This window comes from Streptomyces sp. ERV7, from assembly GCF_001653515.1.
Classification (GTDB): Bacteria; Actinomycetota; Actinomycetes; order Streptomycetales; family Streptomycetaceae; genus Streptomyces.
The window spans coordinates 625056-646870 of record NZ_LYOY01000001.1 but is presented as its reverse complement, the minus strand read 5'-3'; the positions used below and the strand labels follow the sequence as shown (position 1 = coordinate 646870).

Here is a 21815-nt window from a genome sequence, read left to right as displayed (position 1 = left end):
GCACGGACGGACCATTTCCGCCACCGCCCATGACTGAATTCCCGAACGCCCCCCGAACCCCTATGACTCGATCTTTCCGGCGTAGATGTCCCGCTCGGCCGGAAGGTTCACGGCCGCGGGCACCCCGAATCCGTACAGCAGCGTGGTCGAGGCGACCGCGACCGTCCGCCCGTCGTTGACGTAGCTGAACCGCTGGCGCAGCTTGCGCAGCAGGCCCTGGGCGTCGAAGTACGCGTCGAACGGCACCGCGCCCTTGTCCCTGCCGAACCCTTTCGCCGCCGCCGCCAGCGATCCGCGCGCGTGCGGCCCGGCCGCGTCCGCCGCGCGGGGGATGTCGGCGGTGCCCCGGTAGTGCCGGACCCGGAGCCCCTTCCCGAACCCCTGCCGGGGGCGAGTCGGGGGCAGGGCCGCCGTTGCCGGGGGGCCCTGCCCCCGGACCCCCCTGTCGCCCTGAACGGGCTCGTCCTCAAACGCCGGACGGGCTGAAAGGCCCCCGACCCGACAAGTGGAGTCGCCCCATGCATCTCGACCACTCCCCTCACGGCCCCGCCGCCGTCAGCGCCGACGCGCATCGCCCCGACGGGACCCGCCGTGCGCTGCGCGTCGGGCTCGGCGGACCCGTCGGGTCCGGGAAGACCGCCACCGTGGCCGCGCTCTGTCAGGCCCTGCGGGACCGGTTCTCGCTCGCCGTCGTCACCAACGACATCTACACCCGCGAGGACGCCGAGTTCCTGCTGCGCAATGCCGTGCTGCCGCCCGAGCGGATCCAGGCCGTGGAGACCGGCGCCTGCCCGCACACCGCCATCAGGGACGACATCTCCGCCAACCTCGAAGCGGTCGAGGACCTGGAGGAGGCCGTCGGGCCGCTCGATCTGATCCTGGTCGAGTCCGGCGGCGACAACCTCACCGCGACCTTCTCCAAGGGGCTGGTGGACGCCCAGATCTTCGTCATCGACGTGGCGGGCGGCGACGACATCCCCCGCAAGGGCGGGCCGGGAGTGACCACGGCCGACCTGCTCGTCGTCAACAAGACCGACCTCGCCCCGTACGTCGGCTCGGACCTGGCGCGGATGGCCCGCGACGCCAAGGAGCAGCGCGCCGAACTGCCCGTCGTCTTCCAGTCGTTGAGGTCCGAGGACGGCGTGGACGCGGTCGCCGAGTGGGTACGGGAACGGCTCGCCGCATGGCGGGGATGACCACCGGCGCGGGGGTGCGCGCCACCGCCCGGATCGTCGCCACCCCCGAGGGCCTGCCCGTCCTGGCCGGTGAGGGGCCGCTGGCGCTGCGCCGCACCCGGGCCACCGGCGCGCACCACCGGGTCACCGTCGTCGGGGCGATGAGCGCCCCGCTCGGCGGCGACCGCCTCGCCGTGGAGGCCGAGGTGCGGGACGGAGCCCGGCTCACCGTCGACTCGGCCGCCGCCACCATCGCCCTGCCCGGCCGCACCGGCGAGCAGGCCCGGTACGACGTACGCCTGAGCGTCGGCCCCGGCGGTGAGCTGCACTGGCTGCCCGAGCAGCTGATCTCGGCGCGCGGCAGCGATCTGCGGATGCGCACCCGCGTCGAGCTCGCCCCGGACGCACGGCTGGTCCTGCGGGAGGAGCAGATCCTCGGGCGGCACGGCGAGGACCCCGGAACGCTCGCCACCCGGCTGACCGTGCACCGCGCGGGCCGCCCCCTCCTCGACCAGGCGCTGTCGTACGGACCCGGTGCGCCCGGTGGCTGGAACGGTTCGGCGGTCCTGGGCGGGCACCGGGCGGTGGGGCAACTCCTCGTCGTCGACCCGGAGTTGGCCGAGTGGCCCGTCGAGGCGCGGATGCTCGGCGGGAGCGCGGTGCTGACTCCGCTGGCAGGGCCCGCGTTCCTGGTGACCGCGCTGGCCCCGGACGCCCGGCTGCTGCGGCAGGTGCTCGAAGAAGTCCGCACCGCTCAGCGGGACTCCGCACCCCGGCTATCGGTTCGGTAAAGAAACACCAGTACGACCTGTTCTCGACGGCCACCGAGGCGCGAGGATCCCCCGAGACCATGGAACGCGCCGCTTCGACGCGGCGCACCTCAGCAGGGGGAGGAACCACTTGAGACGCACCGCAGTGCTCGGCTCGGCCGGCACTCTGATCGCGGGCACGCTCATAGCGGGCGCGATCGCGGCACCGGCGGCCACCGCCGAGAGCCGTCATCACGGCACGTCCGAGGCGCGCGGCGTGCAGCTCGCCGCCGAGCGGGCGGCCAAGAAGGGCATCGACTGGACCGACTGCCCGGCCGACTGGGGCTTCGCCAAGCCGATCCAGTGCGGTTCCGTCAGCGTTCCGCTGGACTACGCCCACCCGTACGGCCAGCAGATCAAGCTCGCCGTCGACCGCATCGCCTCGACCGGGACCCCGGCCGAGCGCCAGGGCGCGCTCCTCTACAACCCGGGCGGCCCCGGCGCCTCCGGCATGCGCTTCCCGACCCGGGTGACCGGCAAGAACCCCCTGTGGGCCGGCACCGCCAAGGCGTACGACTTCGTGGGCTTCGACCCGCGCGGCGTGGGCCACTCGACGCCGATCTCCTGTGTCGACCCGCAGGAGTTCGTCAAGGCGCCGAAGGCGGACCCGGTGCCGTCCAGCGAGGCCGACAAGCGTGCCCAGCGCAAGCTCGCCGCCGAGTACGCGGACGGCTGCGCCGAGCGCAGCGGCTGGATGCTGCCGTTCATGACCACGCCGAACACCGCCCGCGACCTGGACGTCATCCGCGCCGCGCTCGGTGAGAAGAAGCTCAACTACCTGGGCGTCTCCTACGGCACCTACCTGGGCGCGGTCTACGGCACGCTCTTCCCCTCGCATGTGCGCCGCATGCTGGTGGACAGCGTCGTCGACCCGTCGCGCGACAACATCTGGTACCAGGCCAACCTGAACCAGGACATCGCCTTCCAGGGCCGCTGGAACGACTGGGAGGACTGGGTCGCCAAGAACGACGCCACCTTCCACCTCGGCGACACCCGGGCCAAGGTCGAGGCGCAGTGGCTCAAGCTGCGCGCCCAGGCGGAGAAGAGCCCCCTCGGCGGTGTGGTCGGTCCGGCCGAGCTCATCGCGTACTTCCAGAACGCCCCGTACTACGACTCCGCCTGGGCGCCCACCGCCCAGACCTGGAGCAAGTTCGTGGCGGGCGACACCAAGGCGCTGGTCGACGCGGCCGCTCCCGACATGTCGGACACCAAGGGCAACATCAGCGCCGAGAACGGCAACGCGGTCTACACCGCCGTCGAGTGCGCCGACGCCAAGTGGCCCACCAGCTGGAAGAAGTGGGACCGGGACAACACCCGGCTCCACAAGAACAACCCGTTCATGACCTGGGCGAACGCCTGGATGAACCTGCCGTGTGCCACCTGGCAGACCAAGCAGCAGACCCCGGTCGAGGTCAAGACGGGCAAGGGCCTGCCGCCCGTCCTGATCGTCCAGAGCACGCGCGACGCCGCCACGCCGTACGAGGGCGCCGTCTCGCTGCACCAGCGCTTCAAGGGCTCGCGCCTGATCACCGAGAAGGACGCGGGTTCGCACGGTGTGACCGGTCTGGTCAACCCGTGCATCAACACGCGGGTCGAGGCCTACTTCCTGACCGGCAAGGTGGACAGCGCCGATGTGACGTGCACCCCGCACGCCACGCCGAAGCCGTAACGGCCTGGGCAAGGTGACCGAGGGGCGGCCGGGAACTCCGGCCGCCCCCTTCGTTCATCCCCGCGCCGCCAGCCAGGCGTCCTCGGCCGCGTAGTCGAACAGGTCCGGGTACTTGGCCATGCCTGGGAACGCCTCCCGCCAGTCACCGCCGCCCTCGCCGAGCCGCTCCGCGATCGAGGCGACCGTGGCGGGCAGCGACTCCACGTACCCGGTCACCGGCCGGTAGCCCAGCTCCCGCTCGGCCGCCGCCATGTCGTAGACGACGGAGTGCGGCGCGCTCCACGGGGTGAGGCCCAGCGTGCCCTCCTCCGGCGCCCCGTCGAAGAGGACCGTCTCGCTGCGGACGCCGAGCACCTCATCGACCGCCGCGCCGATCTCGGCGACGGTCGGTGCCTGTGGATCGGCCGCGTTCAGCACCCGCGAGCCGGGCCGGAGCGCGGCCAGCCTGATCAGCTCGGCGATATTGGCGACATGCGCCGGATGGAAGCGGCTCGCCCCGCCGTGGGCGAGCACCCGCACCGGGCGCCGGTCCAGCGCCCGCTTCACGAAGAACAGTTCGCGCGGGCTGCGGCAGTGCGGGCCGTGGACCGCGCCCGCCCGCAGCAGCGTCGAGGGCAGCGCCGAGGCGAGCAGCTCCCGCTCCAGCTGGATCTTGCGGGTGCCGTACGTCCGGTCGCCCGGCGCGACCGTGGCCAGTGACTCGGGGATCGGCACCGGGTAGCGGGGAGAGCCGTCCGGCTCGCCCTGGGTGTCGAAGCTGCGGCCCCGGTCGTCCTCGTACACCGCCCCGCTGGAGATCACCACCGCCGAGCCGATCCGGTCCCCGAGCGCGGCCAGCTGCCGGGCGTGCCCGCCGCCGTACGCCACCATGTCCACCAGGACGTCGCAGCCGTCCCCGAGGGCGGCGGCCAGCTCCCCGTCCGCGTCCCGGTCGAGCGCGAGCGGGCGTACGCCGTCCGGCCATCCGGGATCGCTTCCGCCGCCGCGCGAGGCGGCGCGCACCTCCCAGCCGTCCTCGGCGAGCACGCGCACCGCGGCCCGGCCGATCTGTCCCGTTGCCCCTATGACGAACGCCGTTCCCTTGCCCATGCACGGGACGCTACGGCCATGTGATCACCGGGGACAGGGGGTTGCGCCCTGCGCGGATCCGCTGTCAGCCGAGGATCCTGGGGAACTTTCCGGCCTCCTCGGCCTTCACGTCGGCCGCGTACCGGTCGACGTACTCCTGCCCGGAGAGCTCCAGGATCTTGTACATCAGCTCGTCGGTGGCGGCCCGCAGCACCGCCTTCTCGTTCTCCATCCCGGTGTAGCGGGAGAAGTCGAGCGGCGCGCCGAAGCGGATGGTGACCCGCCGGATCTTCGGCATCACCTGGCCGGGCGGCTGGATCTCGAAGGTGCCGACCATCGCGCACGGGATCACCGGGACCTGCGCCCTCAGTGCCATCACGGCGACCCCGACCTTGCCCTTGTAGAGCTTCCCGTCGTGCGAGCGGGTGCCCTCCGGGTAGATGCCCAGGAGCTCGTCCTTGCTCAGCACCCCCAGGCCCTCGCGGATCGCCGCCTGCCCGGCCTCCTTGCCGGAGCGGTCCACCGGGATCTGCCCGACCGCGCGGAAGAAGGCGGCGGTGAGCCGGCCCTTGACGCCGGGCCCGGTGAAGTACTCCTGCTTGGCGAGGAAGGTGATGCGGCGCTTGAGCATCACGGGCATCAGGAAGTGGTCGGAGAACGAGAGGTGGTTGCCCGCGACGATCGCCGGGCCCTCGTCCGGAATGTGCTCCAGCCCCTCGATCCTGGGCCGGAAGAGCAGCCGCAGCAGCGGCCCCAGAACGGCGTACTTGAGCACGTAGTACAGCAACGCACCAGCTCCTCACTCGGCCCGCCCGCCGGGCCGCCGCTCAGGTCCACCCGACAGGACCTAGGCGCTGCGCGAAGCCGCCATGCCCACCGTCGCCAGGCCGAGGACCACCCAGCCGAACCAGAGCCAGCCGCTGCTGCCGAGCGCCACCGTGTACGCAGTGATCATCACCAGCGCCACGACGGTGAGCACCACCATCGCCTTCGTCGTACCGGGCATGGGGTCCCCTTCCTCCCGGCCGCTGCCGTGAAGTCCATGGTCGCCCCGAGGGGGCCCGCCGCGCCATACCGGCGCACCGGGTGTTACTGCCCGCGTGCGTTCAGCGAAGCCAGATAGGCGTTGTAGGCGGCCAGCTCCTTGTCGCCGTCCCGGTCGGCGGCCCGGTCGTGCCGCCTCGCCTCGCGCTTCTCGGTCGCGTACCACTGGAAGACGAGCGCGATGAGGACCACCACCGACGGGATCTCGCTGAACGCCCAGGCGATGCCGCCGGCCGCCTCCTGGTCGGCGAGCGCGTCGATGCCGAGCGAGGAGGGCGGGTTCTTGTACGTGCCGATCATCGGCTGGGTCGCCATCATCAGGGCGATGCCGAAGAAGGCGTGGAACGGCATGCCCGCGAAGAGCTCCAGCATCCGCATGATGTAGCCGGGGCGGTGCGGGCCCGGGTCGACGCCCATGATCGGCCAGAAGAAGATCAGGCCGACCGCGAGGAAGTGGACCATCATCGCGATGTGGCCGGTCTTCGAGCCCATCAGGAAGTCGAAGAGCGGGCTGAAGTAGAGCCCGTACAGGCTCGCGATGAACATCGGGATGGTGAACGCGGGATGCGTGACCACCTTGAGATAGCGGCTGTGGAGCAGCGCGAGCAGCAGCTCGCGCGGGCCCTTGCGGCCGCGCCCGGCGACCGGCAGCGCGCGCAGCGTCAGGGTCACCGGCGCGCCGAGCAGCAGCAGGATCGGCGAGAGCATGCTGATGACCATGTGCTGGACCATGTGCACGCTAAACATGACCATGCCGTAGTCGTTCAGCTTGGTGCACATCACCAGGGCGATGCTCAGCACGCCGAGGGTCCAGAAGACCGTCCGGCTCACCGGCCAGCTGTCACCGCGCCTGCGCAGCCGCAGCACCGCCCAGCCGTAGAGGCCGAGCCCCGCGACACAGCCGATCAGGAAGAACGGGTCCAGGGACCACTCCAGGCCGCGCTCCAGCGTGAACGGCGGCAGATCCATGGTCATGCCGTGCCCGCTGTGATCCATCCGCTGACTCCTGATTTCGTACCGGTTGTCCGCACCCAGACTAGAGCCGCCCCCGGTCGCGATCGCGACCGGGGGCGGCTCGTTGTCCGTGAAACCACTCGGCTGTCAGAGCACGCACTCCGCCTCGGCGTACCGCTCGGCGGGGACGGTCTTGAGCGTCGCGGTGGCCTCGGCGAGCGGGACCATGGTGATGTCGGTGCCGCGCAGCGCGGTCAGCATCCCGAACTCGCCCCGGTGCACCGCCTCCACCGCGTGCCAGCCGAACCGGGTGGCCAGGACGCGGTCGTACGCGGTCGGGGTGCCGCCGCGCTGGACGTGGCCGAGGATGACCGCACGGGCCTCCTTGCCGAGGCGCCGCTCCAGCTCGACGGAGAGCTGGCTGGCGACGCCCGCGAACCGCTCGTGGCCGTAGATGTCGGTGCCGCCCTCGTCGAAGCGCATCGAGCCCTCGCGCGGCTTGGCGCCCTCGGCGACGACCACGATCGCGAACTTCTTGCCCGCCGAGAACCGGCGGCCGACCAGCTCGGTGAGCTCGTCGATGTCGAAGGGGCGCTCCGGCACCACGATCGCGTGGGCGCCGGCGGCCATGCCGGAGTGCAGGGCGATCCAGCCGGTGTGGCGGCCCATGACCTCGACGATCAGCACGCGCTGGTGCGACTCGGCGGTCGTCTTCAGCCGGTCGAGGGCCTCGGTGGCCACGCCCACGGCCGTGTCGAAGCCGAAGGTGACATCGGTGGAGGCGATGTCGTTGTCGATGGTCTTCGGCACGCCGACGATGGGCAGACCGGCCTCGGAGAGCAGATGGGCGGCCTTGAGCGTGCCCTCGCCGCCGATCGGGATGATCGCGTCGAGGCCGAGCTCGGCGACATGGCCCCTGGCGCGCTCGACGCCGTCGCGCAGATGCGCGGGCTGGACGCGGGAGGAGCCGAGGATCGTGCCGCCGAGGGCGAGGATGCCGCCGACCGCGTCCAGGTCGAGCTTGCGGTAGTCGGCCTCCAGGAGACCCTTCCAGCCGTCGTGGAAGCCGATGACCTCGTCGCCGTGGTCGACCACCGCGCGGTGCACGACGGAACGGATGACGGCGTTCAGGCCGGGGCAGTCGCCGCCGGAGGTGAGTACACCAATTCGCATTGCCCGGAAAACCTTTGCAACGTGGGCCGACGACCGGACCCCGTCGTCCGGTTGGATCCCCGCCACCCTACCGGCGCAGGGTGGCGGGGCCGAATCAGACGTCCGACTGATGGACGTCAGACGAAAGTACGAACGCCGTCCCGCGGCGCTCGGGCCGGGTCAGGCGGGCTGGGTCGCCGAGGCGATGCGCTCGGCGCGCAGCGCCTCGAACCAGCGGTCGTCGGTCGGCGGCAGCGCGTTCACATCGAGGGCCAGCTTGAGGAGCAGGTCCGCGATCTGCGGGTTCCGCGCGAGGACGGGACCGTGCATGTACGTGCCGAACACCGTCTCGTTGTACGCGCCCTCGGTGCCGTCGCCGGTTCCGTTGCCCCGGCCCAGACGGACCCGGGCGAACGGGCGGGCCGTGGGGCCCAGGTGCGTGACGCCCTGGTGGTTCTCGAAGCCGGTCAACTGCGGAAGGCCGAGGCGCTCGTCGATGTCGCCCAGCACGTCGCCGACGCACCGCTCGCCCTCGCCCCGGGTGGAGACCACGTCAAGCAGACCGAGGCCGGGCTCGCGCTCGCCGAGGTCGTTGATGAACTCGTGGCCCAGGATCTGGTACCCGGCGCAGACCGAGAAGATGATCGCGCCGTTGGCGGCGGCGCGCTGGAGGCCGCCGTCGCGGCGCAGCCGCTCGGCCGCGAGCCGCTGCGGCCGGTCCTCGCCGCCGCCGATCAGATAGATGTCGCCGGACGACGGCACCGGCTGGTCGCTGCGGACGTCGAGGCGCGCCACGTCGAGGCCGCGCTGGCGCGCCCGGCGCTCCACGACCAGCGCGTTGCCCTGGTCGCCGTAGGTGCTCAGCAGGTCGGGGTAGACCCACACGAGGCGCAGGCTGTTGTCGCTCATGCTCGCTTGCTCCTTAGGGGGTCTCAGTTGCCGACCGTGCGGCGCACGTCCTGGAAGGCGGTGTAGTTGGCGATCAGCTCGATCTGGCCGGGGGGCGCGAGCTGTACGCACTCCGCGAGGCTCTCGCAGACCCGGAAGTCCAGGTTCGCGACCTCCAGGCGGACCGCCAGGTCCAGCTTGCGGTCGCCGATCACGAAGATCGGGTGACCGGCGAGCCGGGTGTAGTCGACGTCCCACAGCCACGAGGTGTCCGTGCCGTCGGCGCCCCGGGCGTTGACCGAGAGGATCACCGGCGTCGGCGGCGGGTCGATCAGAGAAAACGTTTCGAGCCAGCCCGCCGGGTTCTTCGCGAGCAGCAGCCGCAGCTCACGGCCCTGGAAGGACACCACGTCGTAGCGCCCCGCGACCGCCTGCACCTGGTACATCCGCTCCAGCGCGACCTGCGGCGGCACCCCGAAGACCGCGGCGACCGCGGCGGAGGTGGCGGCGTTGGCCTTGTTGGCGCGGCCGGGCAGCTGGAGGTGGATCGGCCAGGCCGAACCGTGCGGGTCCAGCACGTAGTCGCCGTTGAGCACCCAGCTCGGGGCGGGGCGGCGGAAGCCGCACTCACCGCAGAACCAGTCGTCGCCGGGGCGCTGCATCACACCGCCGCAGGCGGGGCACGACCAGGCGTCGTCCTTCCACTCCTGGCCGGCCGCCACCCACACCACGTTGGGGGAGGAGGACGCCGCCCAGACGACCAGCGGGTCGTCGGCGTTGGCGATCACCACGGCCTTGGTGCCCTGGAGTCCCTCGCGCCACTGCTCGGCGAGCATCCGGGTCTCGGCGGCCCGGTCGAGCTGGTCGCGGCTCAGGTTGAGCAGTGCGATCGCCTTGGGCGTCACATCGCGCGCGACCCCCGCGAGGTACTTCTCGTCCACCTCGATCACGCCGAAGCGGGCGTCCGAGCCGCCCGCCAGCGCCGAGGTGATGCCCGCGGGCATGTTGGCGCCCAGCGCGTTGGACACCACCGGGCCGCTGGCCCGCAGCGCCTCGGCGATGAGCCGGGTCGTCGTCGTCTTGCCGTTCGTCGCCGAGACCAGGACCACGTCCAGGTGGTTCGCCAGCCGCCCCAGCAGATCGGGGTCCAGCTTGAGCGCCACCCGGCCGCCGATCACCGATCCACTGCCCCGCCCCGCCGCGCGCGACACCGCCGCAGCGGCCTTGCCCGCCGTCACGGCGAGCTTGGCCCGCGGTGACAGCGGCTCCGCGTTGCCTGCCATCGTCCTTGATCCTCCTTGCGCCTGGGTCGGACCTCAGCCTATCGAGATCCGGACAGCGGCCCGAACCGCGCCACCACCAGCGCGGCTCCGGGTGGCCCGGAACGTACGCTTGCGGCCATGCGCCACCGCCCGATTCCCGGCAGTTCCGGCACCGTACGAGAGATGTCTCTCCTCGGCGAACCGGTCCTGCACGCCCCTTGTGAGCCCGTCACCGACTTCGGTCCGTCCCTGGGCCGGCTGGTCGAGGACCTCTTCGCGACGATGTACGCGGCGAACGGGGTGGGCCTCGCGGCCAATCAGATCGGCGTGGGGCTACGGGTGTTCGTCTACGACTGCCCCGACGACGAGGACGTCCGCCACCTCGGACACCTCGTCAACCCCCGTCTGGTGTCGGCGGAGGGCCTGGTCGTCCGCGGCCCCGAGGGCTGTCTGTCCCTGCCGGGTCTGGAGGCCGGTACGGAGCGGTACGACGAGGCGGTGGTGGAGGGATGGACGGCATCGGGGGATCCGGTGAGGGTTTCCGGGACGGGGTTCTTCGCGCGGTGCCTCCAGCATGAGATGGACCACCTGGAGGGGTTGGTGTACGCGGATCGCTTGACGGGGTGGAGGAGGGGGAGGCTGCTGCGGGGCATCCGCCGTTCCCCGTGGGGCGCCCGAGGAATCTATCCCCCACCCCGGGGAGGGGCGGCTAGAAGCCCGGGCCGCCCGCGCGGTCTGCTGCCGCGGCGAGGCGGCCCCACAGCAGGTCCGCCAGGCCCCGTACCAACTCGGAGCGCGAGCAGGGGCGTTCGCCCAGCCACCAGTCGCCCGCCGCGTGCATCATGCCGACGATCCCGTGGCCCCACACCCGCGCCAGCGCCTCGCTCCCCGGCCCCAGGTCGATCCGCTCGGCGATCACCACGCCCAGCTCCTCGCCCATCCGCCGCAGCAGCGGCGCGGAGTGCCGGCCCACGTCGAACCCGGCGTGCTCACCGCCGGCGGTCTCCTCCGCGGGGTGCATGAGGAAGCGGTACACCTGCGGCCGCGCCTCGATCGCCGCGAGATACGTCTCCAGCGTGGCCTCGACGCGCTCACGGCGCTCCGCGGGCGCGTCCAGCGCCGCCCGCAGCGCCGCGAGCAGCGCGTCCGTGTGGCGCTGCGCCAGCGCCCGGTACAGCCCGCCCTTGTCCCCGAAGTGCCGGTACAGGATCGGCTTGGTGATCCCCGCCTCCGCGGCGATCGCGTTCATCGACGCCTTGGGGCCGTCCCGGAGCACCACCCGGTCCGCCGCCTCCAGCAGCTCCCGACGACGGCTCTCGGCCGACGTCCGCTGCTGCTCGGCCTGGTGTGTGGTCTCCATGGCTTCGTCTCCCCGCCCGTACTCGTACTGCGTCTTACGTGTTACGCGGTTCCGCCGACGTGTTCCGCCATCCGGAATGCCTGCGCAACGTAACACTCCGGCCAGGTCCCGCGCTGAGTGACGGTTCGCTGGTTGACAGGCTCTACCGGCGAGTAACATACTGCCGTTACCGCAAGTAACGCTTGTCTGTGGCACGGGAAGTGGTGGAGGGGACATGGCTGAGTTCACTATGGAGCTCAACGACGACCAGAAGCAGGTCAGGGACTGGTTGCACGGGTTCGCGAAGGACGTCATCAGGCCCGCCGCCGCGGAGTGGGACGAGCGCGAGGAGACCCCCTGGCCGGTGATCCAGGAAGCCGCCAAGGTCGGAATCTACTCCCTCGACTTCTACGCCCAACAGTTCTTCGACCCGACCGGTCTCGGCATCCCGGTCGCCATGGAGGAGCTGTTCTGGGGCGACGCGGGCATCGCCCTGTCGATCGTCGGGACGGGCCTGGCCGCCGTCGGCGTCCTCGCCAACGGCACCGAGGAGCAGATAGGCACCTGGATCCCGCAGATGTACGGCGACGTGGACGACGTGAAGGTCGCCGCCTTCTGCTCCTCCGAGCCGGACGCGGGCTCCGACGTCGCCTCGATGCGCACCAAGGCCGTGTACGACGAGGCCAAGGACGAGTGGGTGCTCAACGGCACCAAGACCTGGGCCACCAACGGCGGCATCGCCAACGTCCACGTCGTCGTGGCCGTCGTCGACCCCGACCTCGGCTCCAAGGGCCACGCCTCCTTCATCGTGCCGCCGAGCACTCCGGGCCTCTCCCAGGGCCAGAAGTTCAAGAAGCACGGCATCCGCGCCTCGCACACCGCCGAGGTCGTCCTGGAGGACGTGCGCGTCCCCGGGCACTGCCTGCTCGGCGGCAAGGAGAAGCTGGACGAGCGCCTCTCCCGGGCCCGGGAGAAGGCGAAGGCGGGCGGCGGCGAGCGCGTGAAGAACGCCGCCATGGCCACCTTCGAGGCCTCCCGCCCGGCCGTCGGCGCCATGGCGGTCGGCACGGCCCGCGCCGCGTACGACTACGCACTCGAATACGCCAAGGGCCGCGAGCAGTTCGGCCGCCCGATCATCGACAACCAGGGCGTCGCGTTCCAGCTCGCCGACATGCGTACGCAGATCGACGCGGCCCGCCTCCTCGTGTGGCGCGCCTCCTGGATGGCCACGGCGGGCCGGCCCTTCACCTCCGCCGAGGGCTCGATGTCCAAGCTGTACGCGAGCGAGACCGCCAAGAAGGTCACCGCGCAGGCGATCCAGATCCTCGGCGGCAACGGCTACACCCGCGAGTACCCGGTGGAGCGCATGCACCGGGACGCGGCGATCTACACGATCTTCGAAGGGACCAGCGAGATTCAGCGACTCGTGATCGCCCGCACCCTGTCGGGCATGCCGATCCGCTAGCTTTCTGCCGCTACACAACCGGCTCCGTTCCCGTGTGGCGGGAACGGAGCCGTATCGTTTCTCCGGAAGCTGTGCGGCCGCTCAGACCGTCAGCTGCGCCTCGATCGCCGCGACGACCTCCGGGGCCTCCGGCTCGGTGCGCGGACGGATCCGGGCGACCACCTCGCCGGCGGGGGAGATCAGGAACTTCTCGAAGTTCCACTGGATGTCGCCGGCCTCGCCGTCCGCGTCCGCGACCTCGGTGAGACGCGTGTACAGCGGGTGGCGGTCGTCGCCGTTGACGTCCGTCTTCTCCAGGAGCGGGAACGTCACTCCGTATGTCGCCGAGCAGAACGTCTGGATCTCGTCCGCGCTGCCGGGCTCCTGGGCGCCGAACTGGTTGCACGGCACGCCGAGCACGGTGAAGCCGCGCTCGCCGTACTGCGCCTGGAGGCGCTCAAGACCGGCGTACTGCGGGGTCAGACCGCACTTGGACGCCACGTTCACGACCAGCACCGCCTTGCCCTTGTAGTCGGCCAGCGAGGTGGCCTCGCCGGTCAGCGTGCGCAGCGGGATGTCGTACAGGCTCATCAACTAGCTCCTCGTAACAGGGGTGGGACGGATCAGTCGCGGGGCGGCAGCGGGCGGAACAGGCCCTCCTGGACCACGGACACCAGCAGCCGGCCCTCGCGGTCGTAGATGCGGCCGCGGGCCAGGCCCCGGCCGCCGGTCGCGATGGGGGACTCCTGGTCGTACAGGAACCACTCGTCGGTCCTGAACGGCCGGTGGAACCACATCGCGTGGTCGAGCGAGGCCATGTCGAAGCCGCGCGGACCCCACAGCGGCTCCACCGGGATGCGGACCGCGTCGAGCAGCGTCATGTCGGACGCGTAGGTGAGCGCGCAGGTGTGCACCAGCGGGTCGTCGCCCAGCGGGCCGACCGCCCGCATCCACACCGCGCTGCGCGGATCCGCGTCCTTGATCTCGTCCGGCGTCCAGCGCAGCCGGTCCACGTACCGGATGTCGAAGGGCTGGCGGCGCGCCATCCGCTCCAGGGCCTCCGGCAGCGCGCCCAGGTGCTCGCGGATCTCGTCCGCGACCGTCGGCAGCGACTCCGGCTCCGGGAAGTCCAGGCGCGGCGGCAGCTGGTGCTCGATGCTGCCCGGCTCCGGCTGGTGGAAGGACGCCGTCAGATTGAAGATCGTGCGGCCCTGCTGGACGGCGGTGACCCGGCGGGTGGTGAACGACCGGCCGTCCCGCACCCGCTCGACCTGGTAGACGATCGGGACGCCGGGGCGGCCGGGGCGCAGGAAGTAGGCGTGCAGCGAGTGCACCGGGCGCTCGCCGTCCGTGGTGCGCCCGGCCGCCACCAGCGCCTGGCCGGCCACCTGGCCGCCGAAGACACGCTGCAGCGACTCCTCGGGGCTGCGGCCGCGGAAGATGTCGACCTCGATCTGCTCCAGGTCGAGCAGATCGACGAGTCTCTCGGCGGGGTTGGTCATGTCGTCGCGGTCCTCTCGGGAGCGGGGGTCAGAGCTCGCCGACGTCGGTGACGCGCACCACCGCGCGGCCCTCTTCGTCGGAGGCCGCCAGATCGACCTCCGCGCTGATTCCCCAGCCATGGTCGCCGTTCGGGTCGGCGAAGGTCTGCCGGACGCGCCACAGGCCGTGCGCCGCGTCCTCCTCGATGGCGAGCAGCTTGGGACCGCGTGCGTCGGGCCCGGTGCCCAGGTCCTCGTACTCGTCCCAGTACTTGTCCATCGCCTCGCCCCAGGCGTCCGCGTCCCAGCCGGCCTCGGCGTCCATCTCGCCGAGCGCGTCCACGTTGTCGAGCGCGGCCAGCTCCACCCGGCGGAACATCGCGTTGCGCACCAGGACGCGGAAGGCACGGGCGTTGGCGGTGACCGGCTTGACCTCGTCGGCCTTCTCCTGGGCCTGCTCGGCGGTCTCGATCTCCGGGTTGGCCAGCTGCTCCCACTCGTCCAGCAGGCTGGAGTCGACCTGGCGGACCATCTCGCCGAGCCAGGCGATCAGGTCTTCCAGGTCCTCGGTCTTCAGGTCGTCCGGGATCGTGTGGTCGAGCGCCTTGTACGCGCTCGCCAGATAGCGCAGGACGATGCCCTCGGTGCGCGCCAGCTCGTACCAGGAGGTGAACTCCGTGAAGGTGAGCGCCCGTTCGTACATGTCACGGATGACGGACTTCGGCGAGACCGGGTGGTCGCCCACCCACGGGTGCGACTTCTTGTAGACGTTGTACGCGTGCCACAGCAGCTCTTCCAGCGGCTTCGGGTACGAGATGTCCTGGAGCCGCTCCATGCGCTCCTCGTACTCGACCCCGTCCGCCTTCATCTGGCCCACGGCCTCGCCGCGCGCCTTGTTCTGCATGGCGGCGAGGATCTGGCGCGGGTCGTCAAGGGTCGACTCGACGACGGAGACCATGTCCAGCGCGTACGAGGGCGACTCGGGGTCGAGCAGGTCGAAGGCCGCGAGCGCGAACGTGGACAGCGGCTGGTTGAGCGCGAAGTCCTGCTGGAGGTCGACGGTGAGCCGGATGGTGCGGCCCTCGGCGTCCGGGGTGTCCAGCTGCTCCACCACACCGCCGTCGAGCAGCGAGCGGTAGATGGCGATGGCGCGGCGGATGTGCCGCAGCTGCGCCTTGCGCGGCTCGTGGTTGTCCTCCAGGAGGCGGCGCATCGCCTCGAAGGCGTTGCCCGGCCGGGCGATCACCGAGAGCAGCATGATGTTGGTGACCCTGAAGCGCGAGGTCAGCGGCTCGGGCTCGGCGCCGATCAGCTTCTCGAAGGTGGTGTCCGACCAGGCCACGAAGCCTTCGGGGGCCTTCTTGCGGACCACCTTGCGGCGCTTCTTGGGGTCGTCGCCCGCCTTGGCGAGCGCCTTCTCGTTCTCGATGACGTGCTCGGGCGCCTGGGCGACCACGAACCCGGCGGTGTCGAACCCGGCCCGTCCGGCCCGGCCCGCGATCTGGTGGAACTCGCGGGCGCGCAGGGTGCGCACCCGGTTGCCGTCGTACTTGGTGAGCGCGGTGAACAGCACCGTGCGGATGGGCACGTTGACGCCGACGCCGAGGGTGTCCGTACCGCAGATCACCTTCAGCAGACCCGCCTGCGCCAGCTTCTCCACCAGACGGCGGTACTTGGGCAGCATGCCCGCGTGGTGCACACCGATGCCGTGGCGCACATAGCGGGAGAGGTTCTGGCCGAACTTGGTGGTGAAGCGGAAGTTGCCGATCAGCTCCGCGATCGCGTCCTTCTCCTCGCGCGTGCACATGTTGATCGACATCAGCGACTGCGCCCGCTCGACCGCCTGGGCCTGGGTGAAGTGCACGATGTAGACCGGCGACTGCCGGGTCTCCAGGAGCTCGGTCAGCGTCTCGGTGATCGGCGTGGTGACGTACTCGTACGAGAGCGGTACGGGCCGGGTCGCCGAGCGGACCACCGCGGTCTCCCGGCCGGTGCGCCGGGTCAGGTCCTTCTCGAACATCGAGACGTCGCCGAGCGTCGCCGACATCAGGACGAACTGGGCCTGCGGCAGTTCCAGGATCGGGATCTGCCAGGCCCAGCCGCGGTCCGCCTCGGCGTAGAAGTGGAACTCGTCCATCACGACCTGGCCGATGTCGGCGTGCCTGCCGTCCCGCAGCGCGATGGAGGCCAGCACCTCGGCGGTGCAGCAGATGACCGGGGCGTCGGCGTTCACGGACGCGTCGCCGGTCAGCATGCCGACGTTCTCGGTGCCGAAGAGCTTGCAGAGGTCGAAGAACTTCTCCGAGACCAGCGCCTTGATCGGCGCGGTGTAGAACGTGACCTCGTCCCGGGCCAGCGCCGCGAAGTGCGCACCGGCCGCCACCAGGCTCTTTCCGGAGCCGGTCGGGGTGGAGAGGATCACGTTCGCCCCCGAGACCACCTCGATCAGCGCCTCCTCCTGGGCCGGGTACAGGGAGATGCCCCGCTCCTCGGCCCAGGTGGAGAAGGCCTCGAAAAGGGCATCGGGGTCGGCACTCGGCGGCAGCTGATCGATAAGGGTCACGCCCCCATCTTGCCTGGCTTCCCCCCATGAGAGGGAACCGGAGGACGGGCAAGAAGATCATGAGCGATAGGCTGCCTCGTCAACTGGGTCACGGGACAACAGGAAATGGGGCGGGGCACGGTCATGATGGGACCTGCGCACTCACTGTCAGGAGCGGCAGCCTGGCTGGGGGTGGGGGCCGCCACCGCGGCCGCGGGGCACGCCATGCCGTGGCCGGTGCTCGTCGTCGGCGCGCTGATCAGCGCCGGGGCGGCGCTCGCGCCCGACCTCGACCACAAGTCCGCGACCATCTCGCGCGCCTTCGGACCGGTCTCCCGGGCCCTGTGCGGCATCGTCGACGACCTCTCGCACGCCGTCTACAAGGCGACCAGGGGCCCCGGCGACCCGCGCCGCAACGGCGGCCACCGCACTCTCACGCACACCTGGCTGTGGGCCGTCCTGATCGGCGCGGGCGCCTCGGCCGCGGCGGTGTTCGGCGGTCGCTGGGCGGTGCTCGGCATCCTCTTCGTCCATGTGGTGCTCGCCGTGGAGGGCCTGCTGTGGCGGGCCGCCCGGATGTCCAGCGACGTCCTGGTCTGGCTGCTCGGCGCGGCCGGCGCCTGGATCATGGCCGGGGTCCTGGACAAGCCCGGCAACGGCTCGGACTGGCTCTTCAGCGGCTCCGGCCAGGAGTACCTGTGGCTGGGCCTGCCGATCGTGCTCGGCGCCCTGGTCCACGACATCGGGGACGCGCTGACCGTCTCGGGCTGCCCGATCCTGTGGCCGATCCCGCTGGGCCGCAGGCGCTGGTACCCGCTGGGCCCGCCGAAGGCGATGCGCTTCCGGGCCGGGAGCTGGGTGGAGCTGAAGGTGCTGATGCCCGTCTTCATGGTGCTCGGCGGGGTAGGGGCGGCGGGGGCGCTCGAGGGGACCCGTCATCGCGGCGGCTCCCGCGTCTGGGCGGATGAGCCGCGCTCGTACGGCAGCGAGGGCGGCGGGGCGACCGCATGGGGCGGATTCCGACGATGCTGCTGGAGCGCGGCGGCCGGCCCGAGGACGTGCGGGCCGGGCTCTTCGTCGGCCGCGGGCGGGAGGTCGCCGGGCTGTGCGCGATGGTGCGGGACCGGCCGCTCGTCGTGGTCACCGGCCCGTCCGGGGTCGGCGAGTCCTCGCTGGTGGCGGCCGGTCTCGCACCCGGGCTGCTCACGGACGGCCGGTCCGTGGCCTCCTTCCGTCCGGGCGCGGGACTGACCGCTGACCGCCGCGCCCCCCGGCCGGGGTCTCACCCGTGCCAGGACCGCCACAGCGCCGCGTACGCCCCGTCGGCCTCGACGAGGGCGTCATGGCTGCCCAGCTCGCTGATCCGGCCGTTCTCGACCACCGCGATCACATCCGCGTCGTGCGCGGTGTGCAGCCGGTGGGCGATCGCCACGACCGTACGGCCATCGAGCACCCGGGCCAGCGAGCGCTCCAGGTGACGGGCGGCACGCGGGTCGAGGAGCGAGGTCGCCTCGTCCAGGACCAGCGTGTGCGGGTCCGCCAGGACGAGCCGGGCCAGCGCGATCTGCTGGGCCTGCGCCGGGGTGAGGGCGAGCCCGCCGGAGCCGACCTCCGTCTCCAGGCCGTCGTCGAGCGCCCGCGCCCAGCCGTCGGCGTCGACCGCGCCCAGGGCCGCCCACAGCTCGGCGTCCCCGGCGCCCTGCCGGGCCAGCAGCAGGTTGTCCCGCAGCGAGCCCACGAACACATGGTGCTCCTGGTTGACCAGCGCCACGTGTTCGCGCACCCGCTCGGCCGGCATCCGCGACAGCTCGGCCTCGCCGAGCGTGACGCGGCCCTCGCGCGGGGCGTAGATGCCCGCGAGCAGCCGCCCCAGCGTGGACTTGCCGGCGCCGGACGGGCCCACCAGGGCCAGCCGGGTGCCCGGCGCCACCGACAGGGAGACCTGGTGCAGTACGTCCACGCCCGCGCGGTAGCCGAAGCGCACCCCGTCCGCCTCGACGGCCCGGCCGTCCGGGCGCACCTCGGCGTCGCCCGCGTCCGGCTCGATCTCCCGGACGCCGACGAGCCGGGCCAGCGAGACCTGGGCGACCTGGAGCTCGTCGTACCAGCGCAGGATCAGGCCCACCGGCTCGACCAGCATCTGGGAGAGGAGCGCGCCCGTGGTCAACTGGCCGACCGTGAGCCAGTCGTTGAGGACGAACGTGCCGCCGATCATCAGCACCGCGAGCATGATCGTCATATGGGTGACGCTGATCACCGGGAAGAGTACCGAGCGCAGCCACAGCGTGTACCGCTCCCAGGCCGTCCACTCGGTGATCCGCTGCTCGGACAGCGCGATCCGGCGCTCGCCCAGGCGGTGCGCCTCGACGGTCCGGCCCGCGTCGACGGTCTCGGCGAGCACGGCGGCGACCGCCGCGTACCCGGCCGCCTCCGAGCGGTACGCCGAGGGCGCCCGCTTGAAGTACCAGCGGCACCCCGCCACCAGCAGCGGCACCGCGACCAGCACCGCGAGCGCCAGCGGCGGCGCGGTGACGCCGAGCGCGCCGATGAGCAGCAGCGCCCACACCACACCGATGGCCAGCTGCGGCACGGCCTCGCGCATCGCGTTGGCCAGCCGGTCGATGTCCGTGGTGATCCGGGAGAGCAGATCGCCGGTGCCCGCGCGCTCCAGGACGCCCGGCGGCAGCCCCACCGACCGCACCAGGAAGTCCTCGCGAAGATCGGCCAGCATCTCCTCGCCGAGCATCCCGCCGCGCAGCCGCACCAGCCGGACGAACACGGTCTGCACGATCAGCGCGAGGGCGAACAGCGCGGCCGTGCGCTCCAGATGGAGGTCCCGTACGTCGTTCGACAGGTCCTCGACCACGCCGCCGAGCAGATACGGGCCGACCATCGAGGCGATCACCGCGACCGCGTTGACGCCGACGAGCAGCGCGAACGCCTTGCGGTGGCGCCGCATCAGCTGACGTACGTACGCCCGGACGGTCGCCGGGGTGCCCACGGGCAGGGTGGTGGCCGACTGCGGGGCCGCCGGGTCGTACTCGGGTGCCGCCACGCCGATCATGCCGTCTCCTCCCACTTCTCCAGTGCTTCGGTCTCTTCGTCCGTCTCGCGGGTGACCACCGCCCGGTAGCGGGAGTCGGTGTGCAGCAGCTCGCGGTGCACCCCGACCGAGGCCACCTCGCCGTCGTGCACGAGGACGACCCGGTCCGCCAGGTCGAGCAGCAGCGGCGACGAGGAGAACACCACCGTCGTCCGGCCCGCGCGCAGCCGCTTGACGCCGTCCGCGACCCGCGACTCGGTGTGCGAGTCGACCGCCGAGGTCGGCTCGTCCAGGACGAGCACCTCCGGGTCGGTCACCAACGACCGTGCCAGCGCCAGGCGTTGGCGCTGGCCGCCGGAGAGCGACCGGCCGCGCTCGGTGATCCGGGTGCGCATCGGGTCGCCGTCGGTGTCCACCGACGCCTGGGCCAGCGCGTCGAGGACGTCGTCGCACTGCGCCGCCGCCAGCGCCTCGGCGGCCGCGACCTTCCCTGACGAGGGCACGTCCAGGAGCTCGTGGAGCGTGCCGGAGAGCAGCACCGGGTCCTTGTCCTGCACCAGGACGGCGGCCCGTGCCGTATCCAGCGGGAGCCCGTCGAGCGCGACCCCGCCGAGCAGGGCGGACGGCAGGCCGTCGGCCTCGACGGCGTGCCCGCCCAGGCGCTCGGCCAGCCGTCCCGCCGCGTCCGGGTCGCCGCACACCACGGCCGTGAACCGGCCCTCGGGCGCGAGCAGTCCGGTCGCCGGGTCGTACAGGTCGCCGGACGGGCCGTGGGCGGCGAGCCGGGAAGGACCGGCCCGCACGGCTTCCGTCCGGGACGGCACCCCCGTGTCCGTCCCGGACGGGTCAATGGACCGGCTCAGCGCCAGCACCCGGGCCGCGCGCTTCGCCGAGGGCCGCGAGAAGGAGTACGCCATGGCGATCTCCTCGAAGTGGCGCAGCGGGAACAGCATCAGCGTCACCGCGCTGTAGACGGTGACCAGTTCACCGACCTCGATCCGGCCGTCGCGGGCCAGCGACGCCCCGTACCAGACCACCGCGATCAGCAGCAGGCCCGGCAGCAGCACCTGGACCGCCGAGATCAGCGACCACATACGGGCGCTGCGCACGGCGGCCCTGCGGACCTCCTGGGAGGCCTCGCGGTAGCGGCCGAGGAAGAGCTCCTCGCCGCCGATGCCGCGCAGCACCCGCAGCCCGGCCACGGTGTCGGAGGCCAGCTCGGTGGCCCGGCCCGCCTTCTCGCGCTGGATGTCGGCCCGCCGGGTGGCGGGCGGCAGCAACGGCAGGACGGCCAGGGCCAGTACGGGAACGCCGATGGCGACCACGACGCCGAGCGCCGGCTGGTACAGCACCAGGCCGACACAGATGATCACCAGTGCGGCGGCGGCCGCCGCGAACCGCGACAGCGCCTCCACGAACCAGCCGATCTTCTCGACGTCGCCGGTGGAGACCGCCACGACCTCGCCGGCCGCGACCCGGCGCGTGAGCACCGAGCCGAGCTCGGCGGTCTTGCGCGCGAGCAGTTGCTGCACGCGCGCGGCGGCCGTGATCCAGTTGGTCACCGCGGTGCGGTGCAGCATGGTCTCGCCGACGGCGATGGCGACGCCGAGCAGCGCGATGAGGCCGCCCGCGAGCGCGAGCCGCGCCCCCGAGCGGTCGATCACGGCCTGGACGGCGATGCCCACGGCGAGCGGCAGCCCGGCGATGCCGCACTGGTGCAGCAGCCCCCAGGCCAGCGACTTGAGCTGTCCGGCGAGCTGGCCGCGGCCCAGCCACAGCAGGAAGCGGGGACCCGAGCGGACGTCCGGTTCGCCTGGATCCGTATAAGGAAGATCGCGAATCTGCATGACGTCCCAAGGATCGGAAAGAGTGGTTCAAACCGAACAAGGTTCGCCTTCCGCGGGGCCCCGGGGCAATCGATTTTCGCGTCCGGGTGACCGGAACA

General features: G+C 71.9%; 17 protein-coding genes and 4 pseudogenes. 7 read left to right on the top strand and 14 right to left on the bottom strand.

What is annotated here, in order from left to right:
- Window positions 1–60: 60 nt before the first annotated feature.
- A pseudogene (locus tag A8W25_RS34665) lies at window positions 61–369 on the bottom strand (hypothetical protein); the annotation flags it as partial.
- Between the two features lie 149 nt (window positions 370–518).
- Here A8W25_RS34665 and ureG point away from each other — a divergent pair.
- From ureG to A8W25_RS02820, 3 genes are all read left to right on the top strand, one after another.
- Window positions 519–1196: an urease accessory protein UreG gene (gene ureG / locus A8W25_RS02830; RefSeq protein WP_067155176.1), complete on the top strand. Its 678-nt coding sequence runs from the start codon at window positions 519–521 to the stop codon at window positions 1194–1196.
- Window positions 1193–1966 (top strand): urease accessory protein UreD, encoded by a 774-nt coding sequence (locus A8W25_RS02825; protein ID WP_107470607.1) that lies wholly within the window; start codon window positions 1193–1195, stop codon window positions 1964–1966. Before ureG ends, A8W25_RS02825 begins: the two co-directional genes overlap by 4 nt.
- Window positions 1967–2075: 109 nt before the next feature.
- Window positions 2076–3653, top strand: coding sequence for an alpha/beta hydrolase (locus A8W25_RS02820; RefSeq protein WP_079125768.1), 1578 nt, complete (start codon window positions 2076–2078; stop codon window positions 3651–3653).
- 54 nt (window positions 3654–3707) lie between these two features.
- On the opposite strand, the gene A8W25_RS02815 is transcribed toward A8W25_RS02820, so the two are convergent.
- The 7 genes from A8W25_RS02815 to A8W25_RS02790 form a co-directional block, all read right to left on the bottom strand.
- Complete coding sequence (locus A8W25_RS02815) at window positions 3708–4742, bottom strand: NAD-dependent epimerase/dehydratase family protein (RefSeq protein ID WP_067155167.1); 1035 nt, start codon at window positions 4740–4742, stop codon at window positions 3708–3710.
- Between the two features lie 64 nt (window positions 4743–4806).
- Window positions 4807–5508 carry a lysophospholipid acyltransferase family protein gene (locus A8W25_RS02810; RefSeq protein ID WP_067155164.1) on the bottom strand — a complete coding sequence of 234 codons (702 nt, stop codon included), beginning with the start codon at window positions 5506–5508 and terminating at the stop codon, window positions 4807–4809.
- 60 nt (window positions 5509–5568) lie between these two features.
- Window positions 5569–5727 carry a hypothetical protein gene (locus tag A8W25_RS34250; RefSeq protein WP_180357116.1) on the bottom strand — a complete coding sequence of 53 codons (159 nt, stop codon included), beginning with the start codon at window positions 5725–5727 and terminating at the stop codon, window positions 5569–5571.
- A gap of 83 nt (window positions 5728–5810) precedes the next feature.
- Complete coding sequence (locus tag A8W25_RS02805; protein ID WP_067155161.1) at window positions 5811–6761, bottom strand: cytochrome c oxidase assembly protein; 951 nt, start codon at window positions 6759–6761, stop codon at window positions 5811–5813.
- Window positions 6762–6866: 105 nt separating this feature from the next.
- Entirely contained in the window at window positions 6867–7892 is a 1026-nt protein-coding gene (locus A8W25_RS02800) for a 6-phosphofructokinase (protein ID WP_067155157.1), read from the bottom strand.
- A 159-nt stretch (window positions 7893–8051) separates the two neighbouring features.
- Entirely contained in the window at window positions 8052–8780 is a 729-nt protein-coding gene (locus A8W25_RS02795) for a type 1 glutamine amidotransferase (RefSeq protein ID WP_067155154.1), read from the bottom strand.
- 23 nt (window positions 8781–8803) lie between these two features.
- Window positions 8804–10042, bottom strand: a complete 1239-nt coding sequence (locus A8W25_RS02790; RefSeq protein ID WP_067155151.1) for a MurT ligase domain-containing protein — start codon at window positions 10040–10042, stop codon at window positions 8804–8806.
- 117 nt (window positions 10043–10159) lie between these two features.
- Here A8W25_RS02790 and def point away from each other — a divergent pair.
- Window positions 10160–10699, top strand: a pseudogene (gene def, locus A8W25_RS31850) (peptide deformylase); the annotation flags it as partial.
- 31 nt (window positions 10700–10730) lie between these two features.
- On the opposite strand, the gene A8W25_RS02785 reads toward def, so the two are convergent.
- The gene (locus tag A8W25_RS02785) at window positions 10731–11381 is read right to left on the bottom strand and encodes a TetR family transcriptional regulator (protein ID WP_067155148.1); all 651 of its coding nucleotides are present in this window, start codon (window positions 11379–11381) and stop codon (window positions 10731–10733) included.
- Between the two features lie 214 nt (window positions 11382–11595).
- Here A8W25_RS02785 and A8W25_RS02780 point away from each other — a divergent pair, with 214 nt between their 5' ends.
- Complete coding sequence (locus A8W25_RS02780; RefSeq protein ID WP_067155145.1) at window positions 11596–12825, top strand: acyl-CoA dehydrogenase family protein; 1230 nt, start codon at window positions 11596–11598, stop codon at window positions 12823–12825.
- 81 nt (window positions 12826–12906) lie between these two features.
- Here A8W25_RS02780 and A8W25_RS02775 read toward each other — a convergent pair whose 3' ends face one another.
- Genes A8W25_RS02775 through A8W25_RS02765 form a run of 3 tightly spaced genes read right to left on the bottom strand, consistent with a single transcriptional unit; the run spans window position 12907 to window position 16848 of the window.
- Entirely contained in the window at window positions 12907–13395 is a 489-nt protein-coding gene (locus A8W25_RS02775; RefSeq protein ID WP_067155142.1) for a glutathione peroxidase, read from the bottom strand.
- Window positions 13396–13427: 32 nt separating this feature from the next.
- Window positions 13428–14306 (bottom strand): acyl-CoA thioesterase, encoded by an 879-nt coding sequence (locus A8W25_RS02770; protein WP_067155139.1) that lies wholly within the window; start codon window positions 14304–14306, stop codon window positions 13428–13430.
- Between the two features lie 28 nt (window positions 14307–14334).
- Window positions 14335–16848, bottom strand: a complete 2514-nt coding sequence (locus A8W25_RS02765) for a DEAD/DEAH box helicase (protein WP_067155136.1) — start codon at window positions 16846–16848, stop codon at window positions 14335–14337.
- A gap of 123 nt (window positions 16849–16971) precedes the next feature.
- Here A8W25_RS02765 and A8W25_RS02760 point away from each other — a divergent pair.
- Both A8W25_RS02760 and A8W25_RS35530 read left to right on the top strand, forming a co-directional pair.
- A pseudogene (locus A8W25_RS02760) lies at window positions 16972–17751 on the top strand (metal-dependent hydrolase); the annotation flags it as partial.
- A gap of 83 nt (window positions 17752–17834) precedes the next feature.
- Window positions 17835–18077, top strand: a pseudogene (locus A8W25_RS35530) (hypothetical protein); the annotation flags it as partial.
- A gap of 32 nt (window positions 18078–18109) precedes the next feature.
- On the opposite strand, the gene A8W25_RS02755 reads toward A8W25_RS35530, so the two are convergent.
- Both A8W25_RS02755 and A8W25_RS02750 read right to left on the bottom strand, forming a co-directional pair.
- Window positions 18110–19891 (bottom strand): ABC transporter ATP-binding protein, encoded by a 1782-nt coding sequence (locus A8W25_RS02755; RefSeq protein ID WP_067155133.1) that lies wholly within the window; start codon window positions 19889–19891, stop codon window positions 18110–18112.
- Window positions 19888–21717 (bottom strand): ABC transporter transmembrane domain-containing protein, encoded by a 1830-nt coding sequence (locus tag A8W25_RS02750; RefSeq protein WP_067155130.1) that lies wholly within the window; start codon window positions 21715–21717, stop codon window positions 19888–19890. Before A8W25_RS02750 ends, A8W25_RS02755 begins: the two co-directional genes overlap by 4 nt.
- Window positions 21718–21815 lie beyond the last annotated feature (98 nt).

What these genes read in the sequence shown, in the direction of transcription:
- A8W25_RS02780 (WP_067155145.1), top strand. Translation starts at nt 11,596, where the DNA reads ATGGCTGAGTTCACTATGGAGCTCAACGACGACCAGAAGCAGGTCAGG.
- A8W25_RS02815 (WP_067155167.1), bottom strand. Translation starts at nt 4,742, where the DNA reads ATGGGCAAGGGAACGGCGTTCGTCATAGGGGCAACGGGACAGATCGGC.
- A8W25_RS02770 (WP_067155139.1), bottom strand. Translation starts at nt 14,306, where the DNA reads ATGACCAACCCCGCCGAGAGACTCGTCGATCTGCTCGACCTGGAGCAG.
- A8W25_RS02750 (WP_067155130.1), bottom strand. Translation starts at nt 21,717, where the DNA reads ATGCAGATTCGCGATCTTCCTTATACGGATCCAGGCGAACCGGACGTC.
- A8W25_RS02775 (WP_067155142.1), bottom strand. Translation starts at nt 13,395, where the DNA reads ATGAGCCTGTACGACATCCCGCTGCGCACGCTGACCGGCGAGGCCACC.
- A8W25_RS02825 (WP_107470607.1), top strand. Translation starts at nt 1,193, where the DNA reads ATGACCACCGGCGCGGGGGTGCGCGCCACCGCCCGGATCGTCGCCACC.
- A8W25_RS02790 (WP_067155151.1), bottom strand. Translation starts at nt 10,042, where the DNA reads ATGGCAGGCAACGCGGAGCCGCTGTCACCGCGGGCCAAGCTCGCCGTG.
- A8W25_RS02800 (WP_067155157.1), bottom strand. Translation starts at nt 7,892, where the DNA reads ATGCGAATTGGTGTACTCACCTCCGGCGGCGACTGCCCCGGCCTGAAC.
- A8W25_RS02755 (WP_067155133.1), bottom strand. Translation starts at nt 19,891, where the DNA reads ATGATCGGCGTGGCGGCACCCGAGTACGACCCGGCGGCCCCGCAGTCG.
- ureG (WP_067155176.1), top strand. Translation starts at nt 519, where the DNA reads ATGCATCTCGACCACTCCCCTCACGGCCCCGCCGCCGTCAGCGCCGAC.
- A8W25_RS02785 (WP_067155148.1), bottom strand. Translation starts at nt 11,381, where the DNA reads ATGGAGACCACACACCAGGCCGAGCAGCAGCGGACGTCGGCCGAGAGC.
- A8W25_RS02805 (WP_067155161.1), bottom strand. Translation starts at nt 6,761, where the DNA reads ATGGATCACAGCGGGCACGGCATGACCATGGATCTGCCGCCGTTCACG.
- A8W25_RS02795 (WP_067155154.1), bottom strand. Translation starts at nt 8,780, where the DNA reads ATGAGCGACAACAGCCTGCGCCTCGTGTGGGTCTACCCCGACCTGCTG.
- A8W25_RS34250 (WP_180357116.1), bottom strand. Translation starts at nt 5,727, where the DNA reads ATGCCCGGTACGACGAAGGCGATGGTGGTGCTCACCGTCGTGGCGCTG.